Raw genomic sequence first — 18,616 nt, forward strand, 5'->3', positions numbered from 1 at the left:
ATCACAGCACGCAGGCCCAGCCCGCACAAGCGCCATGGCTCACGCTTCGACGATGGGCTTGAAGCCGCCCCAGAACATGCGCTGGGTATCGAATGGCATGTCCTTCGGGCCCAGCGACGCCAGCCGCGGGTCGGCCATCACCCGGGCGTTGATGCGATCGCGCGCCGCGCGTGAGCGGAACACCACGAAGGCGACGATCACCGTTTCGCCGGGCTTGGCCTTGACCGCCTGTGGAAACGACGTGCGCTTTCCCGGTTCCACATCGTCGGCCACGCACTCCATGTACTGCAGTGCGCCATGATCCTTCCACACCGCGCCGGCCTTGCGGGCAAGGCGGCGGTAGGCCGCCACCTTGTCCTGCGGGCACGGCAGCACGTAAGCGTCCACGTAAGCCATGCGGGTTCTCCCTGCGGCGGCCGTCAGCCCGGCTCGCCGTCCATGTGTGCGATTTCCCATAGATGGCCGTCCAGGTCCTGGAAGCCACGCTGGTACATGAAGCCGTAGTCGCGCGCCGGCTGCGGCTCGCTGGCGCCAGCGGCCAGGGCCTTGTCGACCATCACGTCCACCGCCTTGCGGCTGTCCGCCGACAGGCAGGTGATCACTTCGGTCTGGCTGCGCGCATCGGCAATCGGCTTGGTGGTGAACTGCTTGAAGAACGGCTGGGTCAGCAGCATCACGAAGATACTTTCACTGATGACCATGCAAGCGGCATCGTCATTGGTGAAGGTCGGGTTGAAGCTGTAGCCCAGCGCGGCGAAAAAGGCCTTGGATGCGTTCAGATCCTGCACGGGCAGGTTGACGAAGATCATCTGCGGTTGTGGTGCACTCATCGGTAAAGCTCCTGGGTGGATGGAAAAGACGGGATCAGGGCTGCTTCATGCAGTTGACCATCCACGGCTTGCCGTAGCGGTCGATCAGCATGCCCCAGCGGTGTGCCCAGAACGTTTCGGCGATCGGCATCTGCACCTGGCCACCTTCAGCCAATGCAGCGAACACACGTTCGGCTTCTTCGATGCTGTCGACATCGACATTGATGGTGGTCGAGCCACCCTCGCCGCCACCGGGGCCGTCGGCCGCCATCACGATGGCGTTGCCGATCTCCAGCTGGCTGTGCGCAACGTGGTCCAGGGTCTGCGCCGGCATCTCGTTGCAGCCAGGCATGCCATCGGACGGCGGCATGTCGCGGTACTTCATTTCCGAGGTGACCTGGCCGCCGAGTGCCTTGGCATAGAACGCCATCGCATCGTGGGCCTGGCCGCTGAAGCCGAGGAAGGGAATCAGTCTCATGGCAATACTCCGTTGTGTGGTCCAGGGCGGTAGCGCCGGGTCATGCCCGGCAGGGAGATGCATCGGGTCAACCTTCCAGCTGTGCACGCAGACGCTGTTCCTGCTGCTGTAATTCGGGGGTGAAGGCTTCACCGAAGTCTTCAGCGGAGATCAAGGGACGCAGTTCGAGCGTGCCACCACTGCCGAACGGCGCACGGCTGGCCCATTCAACCGCCTCGTCCAGCGACCGCACGTCCCACAGCCAGAAGCCGGCGATCTGTTCGCTGGCGGGGCCGAACGGGCCGGCCTCGACCTTGGGCGCGGTGCCGCCAAAGTGAATGCGCCGGCCGCGCTGGGTGGCATGCAGGCCTTCACCGGCCAGCATGATGCCGGCGGCCACGAGTTGTTCATTGAAGGCGCCCATTTCGGACAGTTCCTGTTCGCTGGGCATGCGGCCGGCCTCGGAGTCGGCGTTGGCCTTCACGATCACCATCACTTTCATTGCAGTCTCCCGTGGGGACGCGTGGTGCGTGCCCTTCACTGGGTACAACGAACCAGGGGGCTGGGAATCGACACGCCTGTTGGAAATTTTTTCTTCCGCGGAGAGCGCGCCTTCGGCGGGCGTCGGCGAACGGCGGAGCCCCTCCGTGGTGGGGTGGGTTGGTCGCTGAGAGCTGGATTTCTGAGGGTGGGCCGGGCGGGTGGGGCTGGCGGGGACGCCGTGAACCCCGCTCCGCGGCCCGGCCCAGCCGCTGGCGGCTGTGCGTTCGGGCGCTTGCGAAGCAGTGCTTCGCAAGCAAAGCGCCCTCACCCTTGGGGGCTTGGCCGCGGCATCCATGCCGCGGACACCCCCGCCCCGCCTACCCACCCGGCCTTGGACAGTTTCCTGCCTCCGGCGCACACCACGGGAAGATCAAGAGAAAAGGCAGAAGCAAAGGCAAAAGCAAAGGCAAAAGCAACGGCAGCTGGCTGGCGGCCTCGGCTTTGCGAGCGAAGCGACCCGCTTTTGCTCTTGTTGTTGATTTCCCGTGGTGGATCGGCCGCCGGAATCTGTCGGGGGCCGGGCGGGTGGGATTGGCGGGGTATCCGCGCCATGGATGGCGCGGCTAAGCCTCCAGGGACGGATTCACGGCGTCCCCGCCAGTCCCACCCGCCCGGCCCACCCGCAGGAACCCAGCTTTCAGCGACCAACCCAAACCCACCACGGAGGGGCTCCGCCGTTCGCCGCCCCCCGCCGAAGGCGCGCCTCCCGCGCTGCAACATGCCCACGTGCAAACCTGCGCCATCATGGGCACCCGCCCGCGCCAGGACCGTGCCATGCAGCAGTACCTGCTTCTGATCTACATCGAGCCTGCCCTGCTGCAGGCCCTGCCCACCGAAGAATTCAACGCGCTGATGCGCGACTGCCTCGCCCACGCCGACAAGCTGCAGGCCCAAGGCACGCTGCTGGCCGCACAGAAGCTGCAGCCGGTCGACACCGCACAGACCCTGCGCGTCCGCGATGGGCACAGCCGCGTGCTCGATGGCCCCTTCGCCGAAACCCGCGAACTGCTGGCCGGCTTCAACCTGATCGTGGCACGCGACCGCGACGAGGCCATGCGCATCGCCCGCGACTTCCCCTGGGCACGCTTCGGCAGCATCGAAGTGCGGCCGCTGGAAGACATGGACGCCGAGCGCGAACGCTGCGGCGCCCCGGCTGCCGCTATGGCAGCAGCCGTACTCTGATCTCGCGCGGGCCGATGCCTTCGTTGCCGCTGTAGTCGCGCACGCTGGCGCGCACGATGTACTCGCCCGGCGGCAGCGCCGCCGGCTGCCAGCGCCCGGTTTCCATCAGGCCGTCGCGCACGGTGTTGGTGGCCAGGTAACGGAAACGGGTCACCGCACTGCCGTGCACGGTGATGCCGCTGTCGGGGGCGTAGGCCACCCGCACCGCCTCCTTCTGCGGCGGCATGCGGTTGAACACGATGTTCCAGCGCGGCTGTTCGTAGCCCTGCAGCGCCCGGCCACCGGCATCGAGGATCTGGTAACCCACCTGGTACATGCCCAGGCGGCGGCGCGGCAGGTTGTTGTCGACCTGGTCCCAGGCCTCGATCACGATCTGCACGCCGCGGCCCTGGCGGGCCACCATCACCACGCCATCGCTGCCTGCTGCCATCGGCTGGTCGTTGTCGTCCAGCAGTGCTACATCGGTGATGCGCGGCGCGAAGTGATCGGCGTAGCCCTGGAAGCCCAGCGCCACCGCATTGGTCTCGAAACCGCCGGTGCCCACCGCCAGGTGCACATGCGCCTGGTTGTTGATGCTGCCCAGGCGATCACCGACGTGGATGCGCATGCCCCGGCGCACACGCATCCGCTCCAGCTTGCCCTGCTCGTCATACAGTGCCTGCCAGCGCGCGTCGTAGGGTTCATCGCGCGGGGTGCGGCCCACCCGCATGTGGATGTACTTGAGGCGGTCAACGGCCAGTCCCTCGGCCTTCTCGCCCAGGTTCCAGGCCGCCACCGGGCTGCTGATCTTGCCTTCGGCGATCGCCAGCACGGTCTGGCCCACATCACCGCGCACGTCGAAGCCGCCATGCAGATGGTGCCGGCTCTCACCGCTGAAGTTGCCGCGCACTTCACCCAGAGTGCCGACCACTTCGTGCCAGCCGTCCTGCGGAGCCAGCGGCCAACGGCCCCCGGTCTTCGGCAATGCGGCATCGGCGGCCGGGCCGACCAGCGCCGGCGCTGGCAGTTCGCCCACCGGCAGCGGGCGCAGGCGGTGCAGGCGGTAGCTGGCGGCGTCGGCCACCAGCACGCTGCCGTCGGCATCCAGCGCCAACCCGCTGGGGCGGGCCAGGCGCGGCAGGCGGCCGTTGCCGACCAGCGCGATCTGGTGGCCCTGCGGCGTCACCTGCACGATGCGGCCATCGAGATCCCCCACGTACAGCACACCGTCGTGGGTGGTGGCCAGCGACAGCGGCCCATTGATCACGCCACCGTCGGCAACCAGGGTGCTGACCGTGCCATCGGCACCGACCCGGCGCACCGCGTTGTTGAACAGATCGGCCACCAGCAACGCGCCCTGCGCGTCGAAGGCCAGCGCCACCGGCGTATCGAAGCGCGCAGCGGCGCCCACGCCATCGGCAAGGCCCGGCCGATCACCACCGGCCAGGGTGCGCACGCTGCCATCGGTACCGATCACCCGGATGCGGTCATTGAACGTGTCCGCCACATAGACCTGGCCCTGCGCGTCCACCGCAACGCCCATCGGCGCATCGAAGCGGGCCTGCGCAGCCGGGCCATCGGCATGGCCCTGCAGGCCACCGGCCAACGTGCTCACCTGGCCATCGGTGCCGATGCGGCGGATCGCATGGTTGCCGGTGTCGGCCACGTACAGGTTGCCCTGCGCATCGGCGGCGATGCCCGAAGGGGTATTGAAGCTGGCTTGCAGCGCCGGGCCATCGATGCGGCCCTCGCCCTGCCCGGCCACGGTTTCAACACGGCCATCGGGCAAGCGGCGGCGGATCCGGTTGTTGTCACCCGCATCGGTGAAATAGATGCTGCCATCGGCGCCGCGCAGCAATGCATACGGATCGGCGAAGCGGGCCTGCGCGGACGCACCGTCGCGGTCACCAGGATGGCCATCGCCGGCCAGCGGCTCGATCTGCGCGGTCCAGGCCAAGGGCGTGGGCACCGGGCCTGCAGGGCCGGCCAGCGTTTTCAGCGGGGTGTCCCACCAGGTTGCAGCCAGGCCCGCCGCCGTTGCCAATGCCACCCCTGCCGCCATCCATTGCCACCGTGCCATCGCGTTGCGCTGCCTCTGCCTGCTGCTTGAAGAGGCACCGACAATAGACGCTGCGCGAGCGATCCGCCACGGCCTATCCTGCGGCTGAATGCCAGAATTGCCTTCCTCGTGCTTGTCCTCGCTGGCTGCAGCAGGTTCAATGCGGTTCCCACGGATGGAGATCCTCCATGCCCCGTCTTCTCCCGCTCACCGTCCTGCTGCTGGCCGCATTGGCCAACACGCCCGCCTCCGCCTCGATCTCGGTCGCCCCGCAGAAGCCGTCCGCCACCGCCGATGCAGTACACGCGGCGTATGCCACGCGCTGGGATGAAGCGATCCAGCAGGCACGCGGCGGCAACACGCTGGGTGCGCTGATCAGCATGGAGCGGCTGATGGAGGATCCGCTGCTGGACGACTTCGATGCCGAGCATCGTGGCCGCGCCTCGCAGGTCGCCGGCTGGACCGCACTGATGCAGAAGAAGCCGGCACTGGCCCGCCGCTACCTGCAGCGGGCGCAGGAGGCCCTGCCGGAGGATGCCCAGATCCTGCTCACCCAGGTGTCGGTGGAACTGTCGGACAACCAGCCGGGCGCAGCCACCACCTTCCTGGTGAAGGCACTGCAGCATGCCGACGCACCGCTGCCGGTCGATCACCATGCCATCAACTACCTGCAGTACCGCCTGCGGGACCAGCCGCAGAAGCGCATGGACCTGCTGCAGGCGCTGTTTGACAACGGCTGGAAGAGTGGCGGCCTGGAACCCACCGGGCTGTGGCTGGCGCTGGCCACGCTGCAGGCCGACAACGGCCGTGGCGACAGCATTCCAGCCACGCTGGCCCGCATCGACAGCCCGGCCGAGATCATCCGCCTGCGCAGCGACAAGCGCTTCGACCGCTATGTCGATCGCGGCGATGCGCGTTTCGATCCGGTCCAGGCGGCACAACGCCATCTCGATGAACTGCGTGTCTCCGGCCTGCTCGACCGGGCACTGGACGCGCGCATGGCCGAGTTCAGCACCACCCTGCTGATGCTGGACCGCAACGAAGAAGTGCTGTCGTTGACCGAAGGCATGGCCGGCGCAGCCAGCAACGGTGAATCGCCTGCCGCCGCGGAAGCGGAATGGGTGGCCTGGCTGCTCAACAGCCGGCTCACCGCGCTGCGCCGGCTGGGCCGCACCGACGACGCACTGACCACGGCAAAGCAGGCCGCGCGCATCGGCGCGCTCGGCCCGGATGGTGTCGAGCACCAGATGAATGTCGGCTTCGTGTTCAGTTCGCTGGGGCGCATGCAGGACGCTGCGCAGGCGGTGAATGACATGCCGGGCCTGGCCGGCTACGGCAAGGCCGCGCAGGCGCTGCTGCAGTTCGCTGCGGCCCGCGAGCGCGGCGATGCCAAGGCACGCGATGCGGCGCGTGCGGTGATCCTGGCCCAGCGCGATGACGCCCGCCTGTTCCATCGCGAAATGCTTTTGGAGGAAGGCAATCTGGACGGTGCCGCCGCCGTGCTGATCGAACAGCTGCGCTCGCCGGTCGAACGCGGTGAAACCCTGGCCAGCCTGCAGGACATGCGCACCTATCCGTCACTGCCGGGCGATGTGCGTATCGATGCCGCTTGGCGCGCGCTCAAGCAGCGTGCGGACGTACAGGCCGAAGTGGCACGCGTCGGCCGCATCGAGCGCTACGAACTGGTCAGCCCCTTCACCTCGCGCTGAGCTTGGGCCCGGCTCTGCAACGGCACCGGCCGCGTCCAGCATCGCCCGCTAGCGCGCCGGCACCTCGGTGCGGATGCCCATGGCTTCGCGGTAGCGTGCGTACAGGGCCATCACCTTGTCCACGTAGGCCAGGGTTTCGGCGTAGGGGGGTACGCCCCTGTAGCGGGTGACCGCACCGATGCCCGCGTTGTAGGCGGCCGCCGCCAACGGTCGGTCGCCGTTGTAGCGGCGCAGCAGCGCACGCATGTAGCGCGCGCCGCCCTCGATCGACTGCTGCGGCGAGAACGGATCGCTCACCCCGTACTCCTGCGCGGTATCGGGCATCAGCTGCATCACCCCCTGCGCGCCCTTGCTGGATACGGCCAGCGCATCGAAATTGCTTTCGGCGTGGGCGATTGCACGCAGCCAGGCATCATCGACGCCGGTGGCCTTGGCCGCGGCCTTGAACTGCCGGGCGTGCTGCGCCAGCTGCGGCTTGCCAACCTTGCCCAACCCTTCGTGCGCCGGCTCACCCGGCGGCGTGGCCACGGTGAACTTCAGGAACACCCGCGAGCCGGGCAGGTTGCGCGTGGAGTAGACCAGCGCCCCGTCCTGCTCGCGCTCGTACAGCACGCCGCTGAACACGCCCATGTTGCCCCACAGGTTCGGGGTCTGGATGGCGTTGTCGTCGATCTCTTTTGCGGTACAGCGCGAGCCGGGTTCCGGGGCGGTGGCCAGGCTGACAGTGTTGCCCTGCACGCAGCGATAGACGGTGCGCGCGGCAGCCAGCCCGGGCCACAGGCTGGGCAGCAGCAACAGCGCGAGCAGGAGGCGGCGAGCGGACATGGCGGCCGGATGATCCGGCCGTGCCCGCTAATGCCGGGTGAATGGGGGGGCGGCAACCTCGACATCAATGGCAAGAGCCGATTCCCGGTGGGAAGGCGGGGTCCGATCCCGTGGCTTCGCAACGGGCTCTGACCCCCACTCCACACACGCTCGACCCTACCCGGTCCTGCGGCGCGCCCAATAGCCCACGCCCAGCAGCACGAACCACGCCGGGCTGGCAATCAGCGCCTGGCGGGTGTCGCCCTGCAGGCTCAGCAGCACCAGCACGGCAGCGAAGAACACCAGGCAGGCCCAGCACATGGCAACGCCGCCGGGCATCTTGAAGATCGATGCAGCATGGCGCTCCGGGTAGCGGCGGCGATAGGCCATGTAGGCCACCAGGATCAGCGACCAGACGAAGATGAACAGCACCGTCGCCAGCGTCGTCACCAGGGTGAAGGCGGTCACCAGGTTGGGAATCAGGTAGATCAGCAGCGTGCCGCCCAGCAGGCACAGGCACGAGAACAGCAGCCCGCGGGCCGGCACTGCGGCGCGCGACAGTTTCGACAGCCCGCGCGGGGCGTGGCCCTCTTCGGCCAGGCCGTACAGCATGCGACTGGTGGAGAAGATGCCGCTGTTGGCCGAGGACGTCGCCGAGGTCAGCACCACGAAGTTGATCAGGCTGGCGGCGGCCGGAATGCCGGCCAGCACGAACAGCTGCACGAACGGGCTCTTGTCTGGCACCACCTGGCGCCATGGGGTGACCGCCATGATCGCGATCAGCGCCAGCACGTAGAAGATGATGATGCGCACCGGGATCGAGTTGATCGCCTTGGGCAGGTTGCGTTCGGGGTCAGCGGTTTCGGCGGCAGTTGTGCCGACCAGTTCGATGCCGACGAAGGCGAACACCGCAATCTGGAACCCGGCGAAGAAGCCGACCAGGCCCATCGGGAACATGCCACCGTCATTCCACAGGTTCGACAGCGACGCCGTGTGGCCACTGGGTGAGGTGAAGCCCCAGGCCACCAGCCCGGCACCGGTGATGATCAGCGCGCAGATCGCCACGATCTTGATCAGCGCGAACCAGAACTCCATTTCACCGAACAGCTTCACCGTCACCAGGTTCAACGCCAGCAGCAGCATCACGCAGGCCAGCGCCGGTTTCCAGGCTTCAAGCCCGGGAAACCAGAACTGTGCGTAGGCGGCGATTGCGATCACGTCGGCAATGGCGGTGACGATCCAGCAGAACCAGTAGGTCCATCCGCAGAAGAACCCGGCCCAGGGGCCGAGCAGGTCGGTGGAGAAATCGATGAAGGATTTGTACTGCAGGTTGGACAGCAGCAGCTCGCCCATCGCGCGCATCACGAAGAACAGCATCGCGCCGATGATCAGGTAGACAAAGACGATGGAGGGACCGGCCAGGCTGATGGTCTTGCCCGACCCCATGAACAGGCCGGTGCCGATGGCACCGCCAATGGCGATCAGTTGCAGGTGGCGGTTGGACAGGCTGCGGCGCAGGTGCTCGGGGGGCGTTGCGGGCTCGGTCATGGGCGCGGGCAAATGGGGCGGGCGAAGCGTTCGACGGTAGTCCTCCGCGGCGCCGAGCGCCAGCACCAGGCAGCCCCATTACGTCAAAGAAGGCCGCTTTCACCACAATGTGACCGAATACCGATTTGATCCCATTCCGCCCAGCCCGGCGCCATGCTCAGATAGCCGCACCTGCCCAAGCTCCGGCCCTACCATGCGCCCTGCCCCGCCCGCCCCGCTGGAGCCCCGGCCATGAGCCGCCTGCGCGTCATCATCGGAGGCACCGCGCTGGCCCTGCTGGCCGCTGCGGTGCCGATCGCCGTCATGGCCTACGCCACCTGGGACCGTGCGATCAGCGTCGAACAGCAGCGCCTGCGCGACATCGCCGATCGCGCCCTGCGCCGCTCCGACCAGTCCTACCAGGACGCGTTGGCGGCGCTGAAATCGGCCGAGGCCGGTGGCTTCGTCCCCTGCAGTTCCGAGCACATCCGGCGCATGCAGACGCTGGTGATGACCACCCCATCGATCGACCAGATCGGCTACTTCAAGGACGGCAAGCTGCGCTGCACCTCCTGGGGCCCTTTCCTGTCCGATGTGGATCAGCCTACGCCGGACCACGTCACCAGCGACGGCGCGGGCATCGCGGTGGATGTGCGCCCGGAAGCCAGCGGGCGTCGCCAGGCGCTGGCGATCCTGTATGGGTCCTACGACGCACTGATGGATCCACGCCGCTTCGTCGATGTCATCGCCGACCCGAATGTGCGGCTGGCGCTGGCCAGCCCCGATGGGCGCCTGCTGGCCAAACAGCCGGGCCTGGATCAGGACCTGCTGCAGGCACTGCTGCGTGACCCCGGCCACGGCCTGGATCACGCCACGCTGTTCGCCGCCGCGCGCAACGAGGAATGGCTGGCCATCGCCACCAGACCGCGCACCGCGCTGGCCGCGACCTTCCGCCAACAGGCATGGCTGTACGTGCCGGTAGGACTGCTGCTGGCCGCTGCCGGGGCCGGCCTGGTGATCTGGCTGTCGCGGCGCCGCCTGTCGCTGCGCGGTGAACTGGCCACCGCCATCCGCCGCCGCGAGCTGTACCTGCATTACCAGCCCATCATCGAACTGGACACCGGCATCTGCGTCGGCGCCGAGGCACTGGTGCGCTGGCAACGCCCGGATGGCACCCAGGTGCGGCCGGACCTGTTCATTCCGATGGCCGAAGAGGCCGGCATGATCGCCGACGTCACCGACCTGGTGATCGAGAACGTGGTGCGCGACATGCGCGAGCTGCTGGTAGCCGATCGCAGCGCGCACATCGCGATCAACCTCGCCGCCGAAGATATCAGCAGCGGCCGCGCCCTGAAGATGATTTCCACGCACATGGCCGGCAGCGGCATCCTGCCGCAGCAGATCTGGATGGAAGCCACCGAACGCGGCTTCCTCGATCTGGACCGCGCGCGCACCATGCTCGCCGCCGCCCGCCGCGCCGGCCACAGCGTGGCCATCGATGATTTCGGCGTTGGCTTCTCCAGCCTGCAATACCTGGAGCAGCTACCACTGGATGCGCTGAAGATCGACAAATCGTTCATCGATGCGATCGGCACCGAAAGCGCCACCAGCCCGGTCACGCCGCACATCATCGACATGGCCAAGGAGCTGGGCCTGTGGGTGGTGGCCGAAGGCGTGGAAACCGAAGCACAGCTGGCCTACCTGCACAGCCGGCATGTGGAATTCGGCCAGGGCTGGCTGTTTTCGCGGCCACTGCCGCGCGATGAATTCATCGCCTTCCACCACAAGCGGCAGCAGCAGTACGGGGCTGCACGCGAGCACATGCAGAACCCGCGCAGCGTGCCCATCGAGCAGGTGCCACTGGAATAGTGGCAAACGGAGGTCGCCTCGCCCCGGCAGATCGGCGCCCTGCGTCGATGGGATGCACCCCGGTAGTGCCGGCCGCTGGCCGGCACCGCGTCATCATTGATCGGCGCCTACACCCACGCCTTCGGCCGTGCCAGCAGCCACGCTGCGGTCACCACCAGCAACAGCAACGGCAGCCATCCCAGCTGGCTTGGGCCGCTGGCCTGCAGCAGCACACCACCGGCCACGCCACCGGCGGCGATGGCCAGATTCCAGCCGGTCACCAGCATCGACTGCGCCAGATCCGCAGCGGCCCCGGCGCGCCGTGCCAATGCGGTCTGGAACAGGGTCGGCACCGCGCCGAACGCCACGCCCCACACGAGGGTGGCCAGCAGCAGTGCGCTGGCCACGCCCGGCCATACCAGCAAGGCCAGCACCGGCACGATGAAGCCGATCACCGCCGCCCACACCAGGGCGTGCAGGTGGCGATCCACGCCCCAGCCGGCAATCCCGATGCCGGCAATGGCCGCCACGCCGAACGCAAGCAGCAGCCGGTCCAGCCAGGCACCGGCACCCGCATCGATCGCCAGCGGCTCGATGTACGTGTACAGCACGTTGTGCGCCAGCACGTACAGCACCATCACCAGCAGCGCACTGCGCACACCGGGCATGCGCCATACCGTGGCCAGCGAGGTGCGCTGCCCGGTACCGGCGGCCGGCAATGCAGGCAAGGCCCAGCGCGCGTAGCCCAGCAGCACCACGCCCAGCACGCTCATCAACGCGAACGCCCAGCGCCAGCCGATCTGCTGGCCGAGCAGCGTGCCGGCCGGCACCCCCAGCGACAGCGCCAGCGGTGAACCGACCATCGCCACCGCGATGGCCCGCCCCTGCAGCGATGGCACCACCATGCGCGCCGCGTAGCCGGCCACCAGCGACCACAGCAGGCCACCGCTCACGCCGGCCAGGAAGCGCGCAGCGAGGATCAGCGCATAACTGCTGCTCAGCGCGGTCAGCGTGTTGACCACCACGAAGCCGGCAATGGCGGCCAGCAGCAACGGGCGCCGCGGCAGGCGCTGGGTCAACGCGGTCATCGGCAATGCGGCCATCACCGAGCCCATTGCATACACGCTCACCAGCTGGCCCACCGCCGCATCACTCACGCCCAGGCTTTCGCCCATCGGCCGCAGCACGCCGGCCGGCAGGGTCTCGGTCAGCAGGGTGATGAAACCGCCACCGGCCAAGGCCAGCAGGCCCGCCCACGGCAAGCGCGTGGCGTCACCGGCCGGGCTGGCCGCATCAACGGCATGGCCGCTCATCGCGTGGCCTCCAGGTCGGCATAGACCGCATCGCGCAGGTCATCGACAAAGGCACCATGCATGCCTTCGTACAGCGTGTTGGTCAGCGCCACCACGCTCAGCCCACGCGCCGGATCAACGAACCAGCTGTGCCCGTAAGCACCACCCCAGCGCCACGTGCCTTCGCGCTGCGGTGTGCCGCTGGCGGCGGCGTCGCGCAGCACCGCAAAGCCCAGTCCGAAGCCCCAGCCGGCCGGTTCCGGCGGCCCCTGCTCGCCCACCTGCGCGGTGGCCATCTCCACCGCCAGCGCGGGCGGCAACAGGCGCGAAGACGGCACATCGCGCAAGGCCTCCAGTACCGCCATCACCTCATCGGCAGTACCGACCAGGCCGGCACCGGCCGAAGCGAAGTGGCGGGCGTCGGTGGCGCGCGCAAGACTGTACGTGATGCCCACCGTTCCCTCGAACGGCGCGACCACTTCCCCTTCCTGCAGGCGATGCGGCTGCGGTGCGTCGCTCACATAGGGCGTGGCCAAGCGTGCGGCATCGCGTGTGGCGAACGCGGTATCACGCAGGCCCAGGGGGGCGGCCAGCAAGCGCTTGAACAGCGCCTGCAGCGGTTCACCGGTCGCCGCTTCGGCCACCGCACCGGCCACATCCACGCCCAACGAGTACAGCCATTGGCTGCCCGGCTCGAACAGCAGCGGGGCCTGCGCGATGCGGCGCACGTTCTCGGCCAGCGAGAGCGGGTCCGCGTCCAGGCCATCGCTGACCCCAGCGCGCGCATAGGGGCCATCTGCATCGGCCTCCAGGAAACGGTAGCCCAGCCCGCTGCTGTGGCTGAGCAGCTGGCGCAGGCTGATCGGCGGCGTGCGGCCATCGGCCAGCGCCGGGCGGAAATCCGGCAGCCAGCGCTGCACCGGCGCATCGAGGTCGAGCACGCCTTCGGCCACCAAGCGCAGGATCACCGTGGCCAGCAGCGGCTTGCTGACCGATGACAGCCGGAACAGCTGGTCGCGCTGCATCGGCGTGGCCGACTCGCGATCAGCCAGCCCGGTCGCGCTGGCATGGCGCAGCACGCCGTGCTCGCGCACCAGCACCACCGCACCGACCAGGCGCAGCGGGTGGACCTGCTGCAGCAGCCGCTGCAGCGAAGGCAGCGTCGGTGCCGGTTCGAGGGAAAGAGCGGCATTCATCGCGGTGATCCGTGGGGAGAGGCCCGCCACGTTAGGCGGCACAGCACGGCGCAAAAAGCCGGTTGCCGCTCCGGGCATCATGGACCGTGCAGTCCGCAATCGGCATCATGGCCGGAACTGCAAGGCCGCAACGGTCGGCACTCCGTCCCGCACCACAGTGTTGCGGTGCCGGCACCGCCCGCCGCGGTCATGCGCCCCCACCCTGCCGTTTTCATTGCCCGTACGCCCATGTCAGTCCTGGACAACCTCGCCAACCTGCAGACCTTCGTCCACGCCGCCGACACCCGCAGCTTCGTCGAGACCGGGCGCCTGCAAGGCATCTCCGCCTCGGCCGCCGGCAAATGCGTTGCCCGGCTGGAGCACGTACTGGGCGTGCGCCTGTTCCACCGCAGCACGCGCAGCATCACCCTCACCGCCGAGGGCCAGCTGTTCCTGGCGCGCTGCCGGCGCATCCTCGACGAGCGCGATGCGGCGCGCACCGAGCTTGCACAGCCACACGCCACGCCCCGCGGCACGCTGCGCATCGGCCTGCCGCTGGTGGGCGACCTCACCCTGCCGTTGATGGCCGAGTTCATGGCCGCGTATCCGGACATCCGCCTCGACCTTGATTTCAGCGATCGCCTGGTCGATGTCATCGAGGAAGGTTTCGATGCCGTGCTGCGCGTCGGCGAGCCCAGCGACTCGCGCATGAACGCACGGCGCCTGGGCGTGTTCCCGCGCCGCATCGTCGCCTCGCCGGCTTACCTGCAGCGCCGCGGCATTCCGCGCACGCCGGCGGAACTGATGCAGCACACGCTGCTGCACTACCGTTTCCCCAGCACCGGCAAGCTGGAACTGTGGCCGATCCACTGGCCCGACCATGAAACACCGCAGGAACTGCCGGTGCACATGGTGGCCAACACCATCGAAGCGCGGGTGGCCCTGGCGCTGCGCGATATCGGCCTGGCCTTCGTGCCGGTGCACTCGGTGCGCGATGCGCTGGCAGACGGTCGCCTGCTCACCGTGCTGGACGAGCACGTGCATTCCTGCGGCATCTTCCATCTGCTGTGGCCCTCGGGCCGCCACGTACTGCCCAAGCTGCGGGTGTTCATCGACTTCGTCAGCGCCCGCCTGGAAACCGTGCCGTAACCCGTAGATCCACGCCATGCGTGGATGCGTCTCGCGGCGAAAGACAGCCGGGCATGGGCCCGGCTCTACAGAGGCCATCAAACCATTCAGCCTGCGCCGCTATACTGGCCGCTCATTCCTCCCAGAGGCTCGCGACCAATGCGCCATTGATGCCGCCGTCTTCCCAACAGACGGCCTGACTCTTCCCGCCCCTGCGCGCAGGGGAGAACCCGGCATCCATGGAGGTCGCATGACCACACATTCCCTCACGCTCGATCGCGTGTCGTATCGGCTGGCCGACGGCCGCCCGCTGTTTTCCGATCTGTCGTTTTCCTTCGATCCGCTCACCACCGGCCTGGTCGGTGCCAATGGCATCGGCAAGAGCGTGCTCGCACGCCTGCTGGCCGGCCGGCTGTTGCCCGACAGCGGCCAGGTACGCGGCAGCGGCCGCGTGTTCCTGCTGCCGACACCGGGCTATCCACCGTCCGGCACCGTGGGTGAGCTCGCCGGCGTCGGCGCAGAACTGGCGGCGCTGGCGCGCATCGAAGCGGGCAGCGTGGACGAGGCCGACTTCGCCTGCGTCGGTGAGCGTTGGGACCTGCGCGAGCGCCTGCAGCAGCAATGGCAGGCGCTGCGGCTGCCCGGCGATCTCGATCCTTCCCAACCCGCTGCGCGCCTCAGTGGCGGCCAGGCCATGCAGGTGGCGCTGTCCGGCGCCTGGGCCAGCGGCGCCGACTGGCTGATCCTGGACGAGCCCAGCAACCACCTCGATGCACGCCACCGCCAGCAGTTGTACGAACAGCTGCAACTGTGGCGCGGCGGACTGCTGGCGATCAGTCATGATCGCGAGCTGTTGGCACACATGCAGCAGATCGTCGAGCTCGACACGCGCGGTCTGCATCGCTATGGCGGACCCTGGCAGCACTACGCCGACGCGCGTGCCGCCGAACGCGAAGCGGCCGCGGCACAGCTCGACCACGCGCGCGCGCAGCACCGGCAGCAGCAGCGCAGCGCGCGCGAGCAGCACGAACGCCAGCAGCAACGCCAGGCACGCGGCAATCGCGATGCGAAGCAGGCCAACCAGGCGCCCATCCTGCTGGGCCGGCAGAAGCAGCGCGCCGAAGCCAGCCACGGTCGATCGCAGCAGATCCAGGCCGAGCGCCTGCAGGTCAGCGCCGACCAGCTGCGCGCAGCCGCATCGGCGGCGCACGCTGCGCCGGAACTGGCGCTGTTTGCCGGTGAAGGCGAACGTGGCAGCGCGCGCCTGCTGCAGGCAGAGTCGTTGGTGCTGCCACATGGCTGTGCTGCCCCGCTGCAGCTGGAGATCCGTCGCGGCCAGCGCATCGCCGTGGTCGGTGACAATGGCAGTGGCAAGTCCACGCTGCTGCGCGTGTTGGCCGGCCAGCTGCCTGCACGCAGTGGCACCGTGCAACGCCATGCACCACTGGCGCTGCTGGACCAGCAGCTGTTGGGGTTGTCCGGCGAGTGCAGCATTCTCGACACCGTGCAGGCCGCCAACCCGGCGGCCGATGCTGGTGAACTGCGCACGCGGCTTGCCCTGCTCGGGCTGGATGCACAACGTATCCAGCGGGCAGCCCATGGCCTCAGCGATGGCGAACGCGTGAAGGGCGCGCTGGCCAGCGTCCTGTATGCCGATCCCGCGCCCCAGATGCTGCTGCTGGACGAGCCGGGCAACGCCCTGGATCTGGGCGCATTGCAGGCACTGGAGGAACTGCTTGCGGCCTGGCCGGGTGCCCTGATGATGGTCAGCCACGACCGGCATCTGCTGCAGGCGTTGCAGCCGACGCAGGTGTTGCAGGTCGGTGCCGATGGCTGGCAGTGGCGCGACGCCCTGTAGAGCCGAGCCCACGCTCGGCTGCTGTAGATCCACGCCACGCGTGGATGCAATGATCCGACGGCCGAGCGTAGGCTCGGCTCTACAGGTGCTGTCCGCTCAGCGTTTCCACACCGGGAACGCCTGCGGCAGCTGATGCCACAGCAGCGGACCCGCCCGCAGCTCCTGTTCGTTGAGCAGGCAGGCATCCAGCTCCGCGCGTACCAGGCGCTCATCCATGTGCACGCCGATCACCACCAGCTCCTGGCGGCGGTCTCCCCACAACGGGTGCCACAGCCGCTGCATCGCCGAATGCGCGGCCGCATCCGGGAATTCTTCCAGCCCCGGCAATGGCGCGCTCCAGCAGTCGGCCTGCTGCCGCGCCCAGCCCAGGTCGCTGTAGGGCAGCGGCGTGGGAGGCAACAACGGCGCGGTGTCCTCCAGCCCGGCGCGCACGCGATCGCGCGCGGCGTACCAGAAGCCGGCCGCCTGCGTGCGCGTCGCTGCGCCCACCGTGTTCAGTTCGCCCACCCAGTCCATGCGGTTTGCCAGCCAGAACCAGCCCTTGCTGCGGATCACGCCTGGCATGCCCGACTGCAGCGCGCGCGCGAAGCGCGCGGGATGGAACGGGCGGCGCGAGCGATACACGAAGCTGCCGATGCCGTACTCCTCGGTTTCGGGCGTGTGCTCGCCACGCAGTTCCTTCACCCAACCCGGCGCACGTTGCGCACGCTCGAAATCGAAGCGGCCGGTATCGAGCAGCTCGGCCAGCGGCACGTCACCGAAGCTGGACAGCAGCAGCTTCGCGTCGCGGTTCAAGCCGCGCAGCACGGCCAGCGTGTCCTGCAGCACTTCATCGTCCACCTGGTCGACCTTGCTGATCACGATCACGTCGGCGAACTCGACCTGCTCGCACAGCAGGTCGACCACGCCGCGATCGTCATCCGGCCCGGCCTGCTGGCCACGCTCGGCCAGGCGCAAGGTCGAGCCGAAGTCGGCGAGGAACGCGCTGCCATCCACCACCGTCACCATCGTGTCCAGGCGCGCGATGTCACTCAGGCTGAAACCCTGCTCGTCGCGCACGGCGAACGTGGCTGCCACCGGCATCGGCTCGCCGATCCCGGTCGACTCGATCAACAGGTAGTCATAGCGGCCGGCGTCGGCCAGGCGCCGCACTTCCTGCAGCAGGTCATCGCGCAGCGTGCAGCAGATGCAGCCATTGCTGAACTCCACCAGCGTCTCTTCGGTGCGGCGCAGTTCGGCCCCACCCTCGCGCACCAGCTGCGCGTCGATGTTGACCTCGCTCATGTCGTTGACGATGACCGCCACGCGCAGGCCCTCGCGGTTGCGCAGGATCTGGTTGAGCAGGGTGGTCTTGCCGGCCCCGAGGAAGCCGGACAGCACGGTGACCGGAAGGCGACGGTCGGCGCGGGAAACAGTGTTCATGTCGGAGCGGGTTGGCTGTGGAACGGAAATGTTACTGTATAACATTTGTTGCGCAAGGATCCTCCCCCGATGAAGTCGCCCTCTGCCGCCCTGCTCGATGCTGGCGCGGTCGCCCTGTCCAGCCTGTGCCTGCTGCACTGCCTGGCGCTGCCCCTGCTTGCCGCCGCGCTGCCGCTGTTCGGCACCTGGGCCGAAGCGGAATGGGTACACCTGCTGTTCGTGGCCGTTGCCCTGCCGCTGACCGGCTATGCGCTGTGGCGGGCCGAGCGGCGTCATCCGCTGCCCGTGCTGGCCTGGGCCACTGCCGGTGCCGGGCTCGGGCTGCTGCTGGCCGGCGCGCTGGCGCTGCCCTGGCATGACTGGGAAACACCGATGACCGTCACCGGCAGCCTGCTGCTGGCCGCCACGCACATCTGGAACGCACGCCACCGGCACGGGTAGTGCCGGCCGCTGGCCGGCAACCTCATGAACTTCGGATGCACCCTGTGGTAGCCGGCCAGCGGCCGGCACTACTTGCCGTAGCGGCGCAGCAGCTCCACCAGCACCTCGGCCTCGGCCGCCCGCTGCTGCGGGTCTTCGGCGCCCACCACGTGTTCCTGCAGGTGCTCGTGCAGCAGCTCCATCAACAGGCTGTGGGCGGCACCGCGCACGGCGGCGACCTGCACCAGCACGTCGGCACAGTCACCGGCTTCACCCTCGGACGTGTCCAGCGCCTGCTCCAACGCCGCCACCTGACCCGCGATGCGGCGTACCCGGGTCAGCAGCTGCTTTCGATTCTTGTGTACGTGGGCCATGCCGGGATCCTATACCCTATGGGGGTATCC

17 protein-coding genes are annotated in these 18,616 nt (G+C 68.5%); 6 read left to right on the top strand and 11 right to left on the bottom strand.

Annotated features, from left to right (window positions below):
- Positions 1-39 precede the first annotated feature (39 nt).
- The 4 genes from B9Y64_RS05435 to B9Y64_RS05450 form a co-directional block, all read right to left on the bottom strand.
- Positions 40-396, bottom strand: a complete 357-nt coding sequence (locus B9Y64_RS05435) for a DUF1428 domain-containing protein (RefSeq protein WP_100439782.1) — start codon at positions 394-396, stop codon at positions 40-42.
- 23 nt (positions 397-419) lie between these two features.
- Positions 420-830 (bottom strand): VOC family protein, encoded by a 411-nt coding sequence (locus B9Y64_RS05440; protein ID WP_100439783.1) that lies wholly within the window; start codon positions 828-830, stop codon positions 420-422.
- 34 nt (positions 831-864) lie between these two features.
- On the bottom strand, positions 865-1,287 hold the full coding sequence (locus tag B9Y64_RS05445; RefSeq protein WP_014035813.1) for a VOC family protein: 423 nt from the start codon (positions 1,285-1,287) through the stop codon (positions 865-867).
- Positions 1,288-1,354: 67 nt separating this feature from the next.
- Positions 1,355-1,768 carry a YciI family protein gene (locus B9Y64_RS05450; RefSeq protein ID WP_100439784.1) on the bottom strand — a complete coding sequence of 138 codons (414 nt, stop codon included), beginning with the start codon at positions 1,766-1,768 and terminating at the stop codon, positions 1,355-1,357.
- An 815-nt stretch (positions 1,769-2,583) separates the two neighbouring features.
- On the opposite strand from B9Y64_RS05450, the gene B9Y64_RS05455 reads away from it, so the two are divergent.
- A complete protein-coding gene (locus B9Y64_RS05455) occupies positions 2,584-2,991 on the top strand; it encodes a YciI family protein (RefSeq protein ID WP_100439908.1) in 408 nt (135 codons plus the stop codon).
- Here B9Y64_RS05455 and B9Y64_RS05460 read toward each other — a convergent pair.
- Positions 2,969-5,050 carry a gluconolaconase gene (locus B9Y64_RS05460; protein ID WP_100439785.1) on the bottom strand — a complete coding sequence of 694 codons (2,082 nt, stop codon included), beginning with the start codon at positions 5,048-5,050 and terminating at the stop codon, positions 2,969-2,971. The genes B9Y64_RS05455 and B9Y64_RS05460 overlap by 23 nt on opposite strands.
- Before the next feature lie 167 nt (positions 5,051-5,217).
- On the opposite strand from B9Y64_RS05460, the gene B9Y64_RS05465 reads away from it, so the two are divergent.
- The gene (locus B9Y64_RS05465) at positions 5,218-6,738 is read left to right on the top strand and encodes a hypothetical protein (protein WP_100439786.1); all 1,521 of its coding nucleotides are present in this window, start codon (positions 5,218-5,220) and stop codon (positions 6,736-6,738) included.
- Between the two features lie 48 nt (positions 6,739-6,786).
- Here the strand turns inward: B9Y64_RS05465 and B9Y64_RS05470 are convergent, their stop codons facing one another.
- On the bottom strand, positions 6,787-7,563 hold the full coding sequence (locus B9Y64_RS05470) for a lytic transglycosylase domain-containing protein (protein WP_100439787.1): 777 nt from the start codon (positions 7,561-7,563) through the stop codon (positions 6,787-6,789).
- Positions 7,564-7,719: 156 nt separating this feature from the next.
- Complete coding sequence (gene cycA, locus B9Y64_RS05475; RefSeq protein WP_100439788.1) at positions 7,720-9,090, bottom strand: D-serine/D-alanine/glycine transporter; 1,371 nt, start codon at positions 9,088-9,090, stop codon at positions 7,720-7,722.
- A 231-nt stretch (positions 9,091-9,321) separates the two neighbouring features.
- Between cycA and B9Y64_RS05480 the strand changes: the two genes are divergently transcribed.
- The gene (locus B9Y64_RS05480; protein WP_100439789.1) at positions 9,322-10,938 is read left to right on the top strand and encodes an EAL domain-containing protein; all 1,617 of its coding nucleotides are present in this window, start codon (positions 9,322-9,324) and stop codon (positions 10,936-10,938) included.
- 107 nt (positions 10,939-11,045) lie between these two features.
- On the opposite strand, the gene B9Y64_RS05485 is transcribed toward B9Y64_RS05480, so the two are convergent.
- Entirely contained in the window at positions 11,046-12,230 is a 1,185-nt protein-coding gene (locus B9Y64_RS05485) for an MFS transporter (protein ID WP_100439790.1), read from the bottom strand.
- Positions 12,227-13,405 carry a serine hydrolase domain-containing protein gene (locus B9Y64_RS05490; RefSeq protein WP_100439791.1) on the bottom strand — a complete coding sequence of 393 codons (1,179 nt, stop codon included), beginning with the start codon at positions 13,403-13,405 and terminating at the stop codon, positions 12,227-12,229. The genes B9Y64_RS05485 and B9Y64_RS05490 overlap by 4 nt, the downstream gene beginning before the upstream one ends.
- 228 nt (positions 13,406-13,633) lie before the next feature.
- Here B9Y64_RS05490 and B9Y64_RS05495 point away from each other — a divergent pair, with 228 nt between their 5' ends.
- Complete coding sequence (locus tag B9Y64_RS05495) at positions 13,634-14,533, top strand: LysR family transcriptional regulator (protein ID WP_100439792.1); 900 nt, start codon at positions 13,634-13,636, stop codon at positions 14,531-14,533.
- 229 nt (positions 14,534-14,762) lie between these two features.
- Positions 14,763-16,370, top strand: a complete 1,608-nt coding sequence (locus B9Y64_RS05500; protein ID WP_100439793.1) for an ATP-binding cassette domain-containing protein — start codon at positions 14,763-14,765, stop codon at positions 16,368-16,370.
- 96 nt (positions 16,371-16,466) lie between these two features.
- Here B9Y64_RS05500 and B9Y64_RS05505 read toward each other — a convergent pair whose 3' ends face one another.
- Positions 16,467-17,792 carry a GTP-binding protein gene (locus B9Y64_RS05505; protein WP_100439794.1) on the bottom strand — a complete coding sequence of 442 codons (1,326 nt, stop codon included), beginning with the start codon at positions 17,790-17,792 and terminating at the stop codon, positions 16,467-16,469.
- 69 nt (positions 17,793-17,861) lie between these two features.
- Between B9Y64_RS05505 and B9Y64_RS05510 the strand changes: the two genes are divergently transcribed.
- The gene (locus B9Y64_RS05510) at positions 17,862-18,233 is read left to right on the top strand and encodes a MerC family mercury resistance protein (RefSeq protein WP_100439795.1); all 372 of its coding nucleotides are present in this window, start codon (positions 17,862-17,864) and stop codon (positions 18,231-18,233) included.
- A gap of 68 nt (positions 18,234-18,301) precedes the next feature.
- On the opposite strand, the gene B9Y64_RS05515 is transcribed toward B9Y64_RS05510, so the two are convergent.
- The gene (locus B9Y64_RS05515) at positions 18,302-18,586 is read right to left on the bottom strand and encodes a metal/formaldehyde-sensitive transcriptional repressor (RefSeq protein WP_100439796.1); all 285 of its coding nucleotides are present in this window, start codon (positions 18,584-18,586) and stop codon (positions 18,302-18,304) included.
- Positions 18,587-18,616 lie beyond the last annotated feature (30 nt).

This window comes from Stenotrophomonas maltophilia (assembly GCF_002799245.1).
Lineage (GTDB): Bacteria > Pseudomonadota > Gammaproteobacteria > Xanthomonadales > Xanthomonadaceae > Stenotrophomonas > Stenotrophomonas maltophilia_S.

What these genes read in the sequence shown, in the direction of transcription:
- B9Y64_RS05450 (WP_100439784.1), bottom strand. Translation starts at nt 1,768, where the DNA reads ATGAAAGTGATGGTGATCGTGAAGGCCAACGCCGACTCCGAGGCCGGC.
- B9Y64_RS05445 (WP_014035813.1), bottom strand. Translation starts at nt 1,287, where the DNA reads ATGAGACTGATTCCCTTCCTCGGCTTCAGCGGCCAGGCCCACGATGCG.
- B9Y64_RS05435 (WP_100439782.1), bottom strand. Translation starts at nt 396, where the DNA reads ATGGCTTACGTGGACGCTTACGTGCTGCCGTGCCCGCAGGACAAGGTG.
- B9Y64_RS05460 (WP_100439785.1), bottom strand. Translation starts at nt 5,050, where the DNA reads ATGGCACGGTGGCAATGGATGGCGGCAGGGGTGGCATTGGCAACGGCG.
- B9Y64_RS05495 (WP_100439792.1), top strand. Translation starts at nt 13,634, where the DNA reads ATGTCAGTCCTGGACAACCTCGCCAACCTGCAGACCTTCGTCCACGCC.
- B9Y64_RS05505 (WP_100439794.1), bottom strand. Translation starts at nt 17,792, where the DNA reads ATGAACACTGTTTCCCGCGCCGACCGTCGCCTTCCGGTCACCGTGCTG.
- B9Y64_RS05470 (WP_100439787.1), bottom strand. Translation starts at nt 7,563, where the DNA reads ATGTCCGCTCGCCGCCTCCTGCTCGCGCTGTTGCTGCTGCCCAGCCTG.
- B9Y64_RS05510 (WP_100439795.1), top strand. Translation starts at nt 17,862, where the DNA reads ATGAAGTCGCCCTCTGCCGCCCTGCTCGATGCTGGCGCGGTCGCCCTG.
- B9Y64_RS05485 (WP_100439790.1), bottom strand. Translation starts at nt 12,230, where the DNA reads ATGAGCGGCCATGCCGTTGATGCGGCCAGCCCGGCCGGTGACGCCACG.
- B9Y64_RS05500 (WP_100439793.1), top strand. Translation starts at nt 14,763, where the DNA reads ATGACCACACATTCCCTCACGCTCGATCGCGTGTCGTATCGGCTGGCC.
- B9Y64_RS05440 (WP_100439783.1), bottom strand. Translation starts at nt 830, where the DNA reads ATGAGTGCACCACAACCGCAGATGATCTTCGTCAACCTGCCCGTGCAG.
- B9Y64_RS05515 (WP_100439796.1), bottom strand. Translation starts at nt 18,586, where the DNA reads ATGGCCCACGTACACAAGAATCGAAAGCAGCTGCTGACCCGGGTACGC.
- B9Y64_RS05455 (WP_100439908.1), top strand. Translation starts at nt 2,584, where the DNA reads ATGCAGCAGTACCTGCTTCTGATCTACATCGAGCCTGCCCTGCTGCAG.
- B9Y64_RS05465 (WP_100439786.1), top strand. Translation starts at nt 5,218, where the DNA reads ATGCCCCGTCTTCTCCCGCTCACCGTCCTGCTGCTGGCCGCATTGGCC.
- B9Y64_RS05480 (WP_100439789.1), top strand. Translation starts at nt 9,322, where the DNA reads ATGAGCCGCCTGCGCGTCATCATCGGAGGCACCGCGCTGGCCCTGCTG.
- cycA (WP_100439788.1), bottom strand. Translation starts at nt 9,090, where the DNA reads ATGACCGAGCCCGCAACGCCCCCCGAGCACCTGCGCCGCAGCCTGTCC.
- B9Y64_RS05490 (WP_100439791.1), bottom strand. Translation starts at nt 13,405, where the DNA reads ATGAATGCCGCTCTTTCCCTCGAACCGGCACCGACGCTGCCTTCGCTG.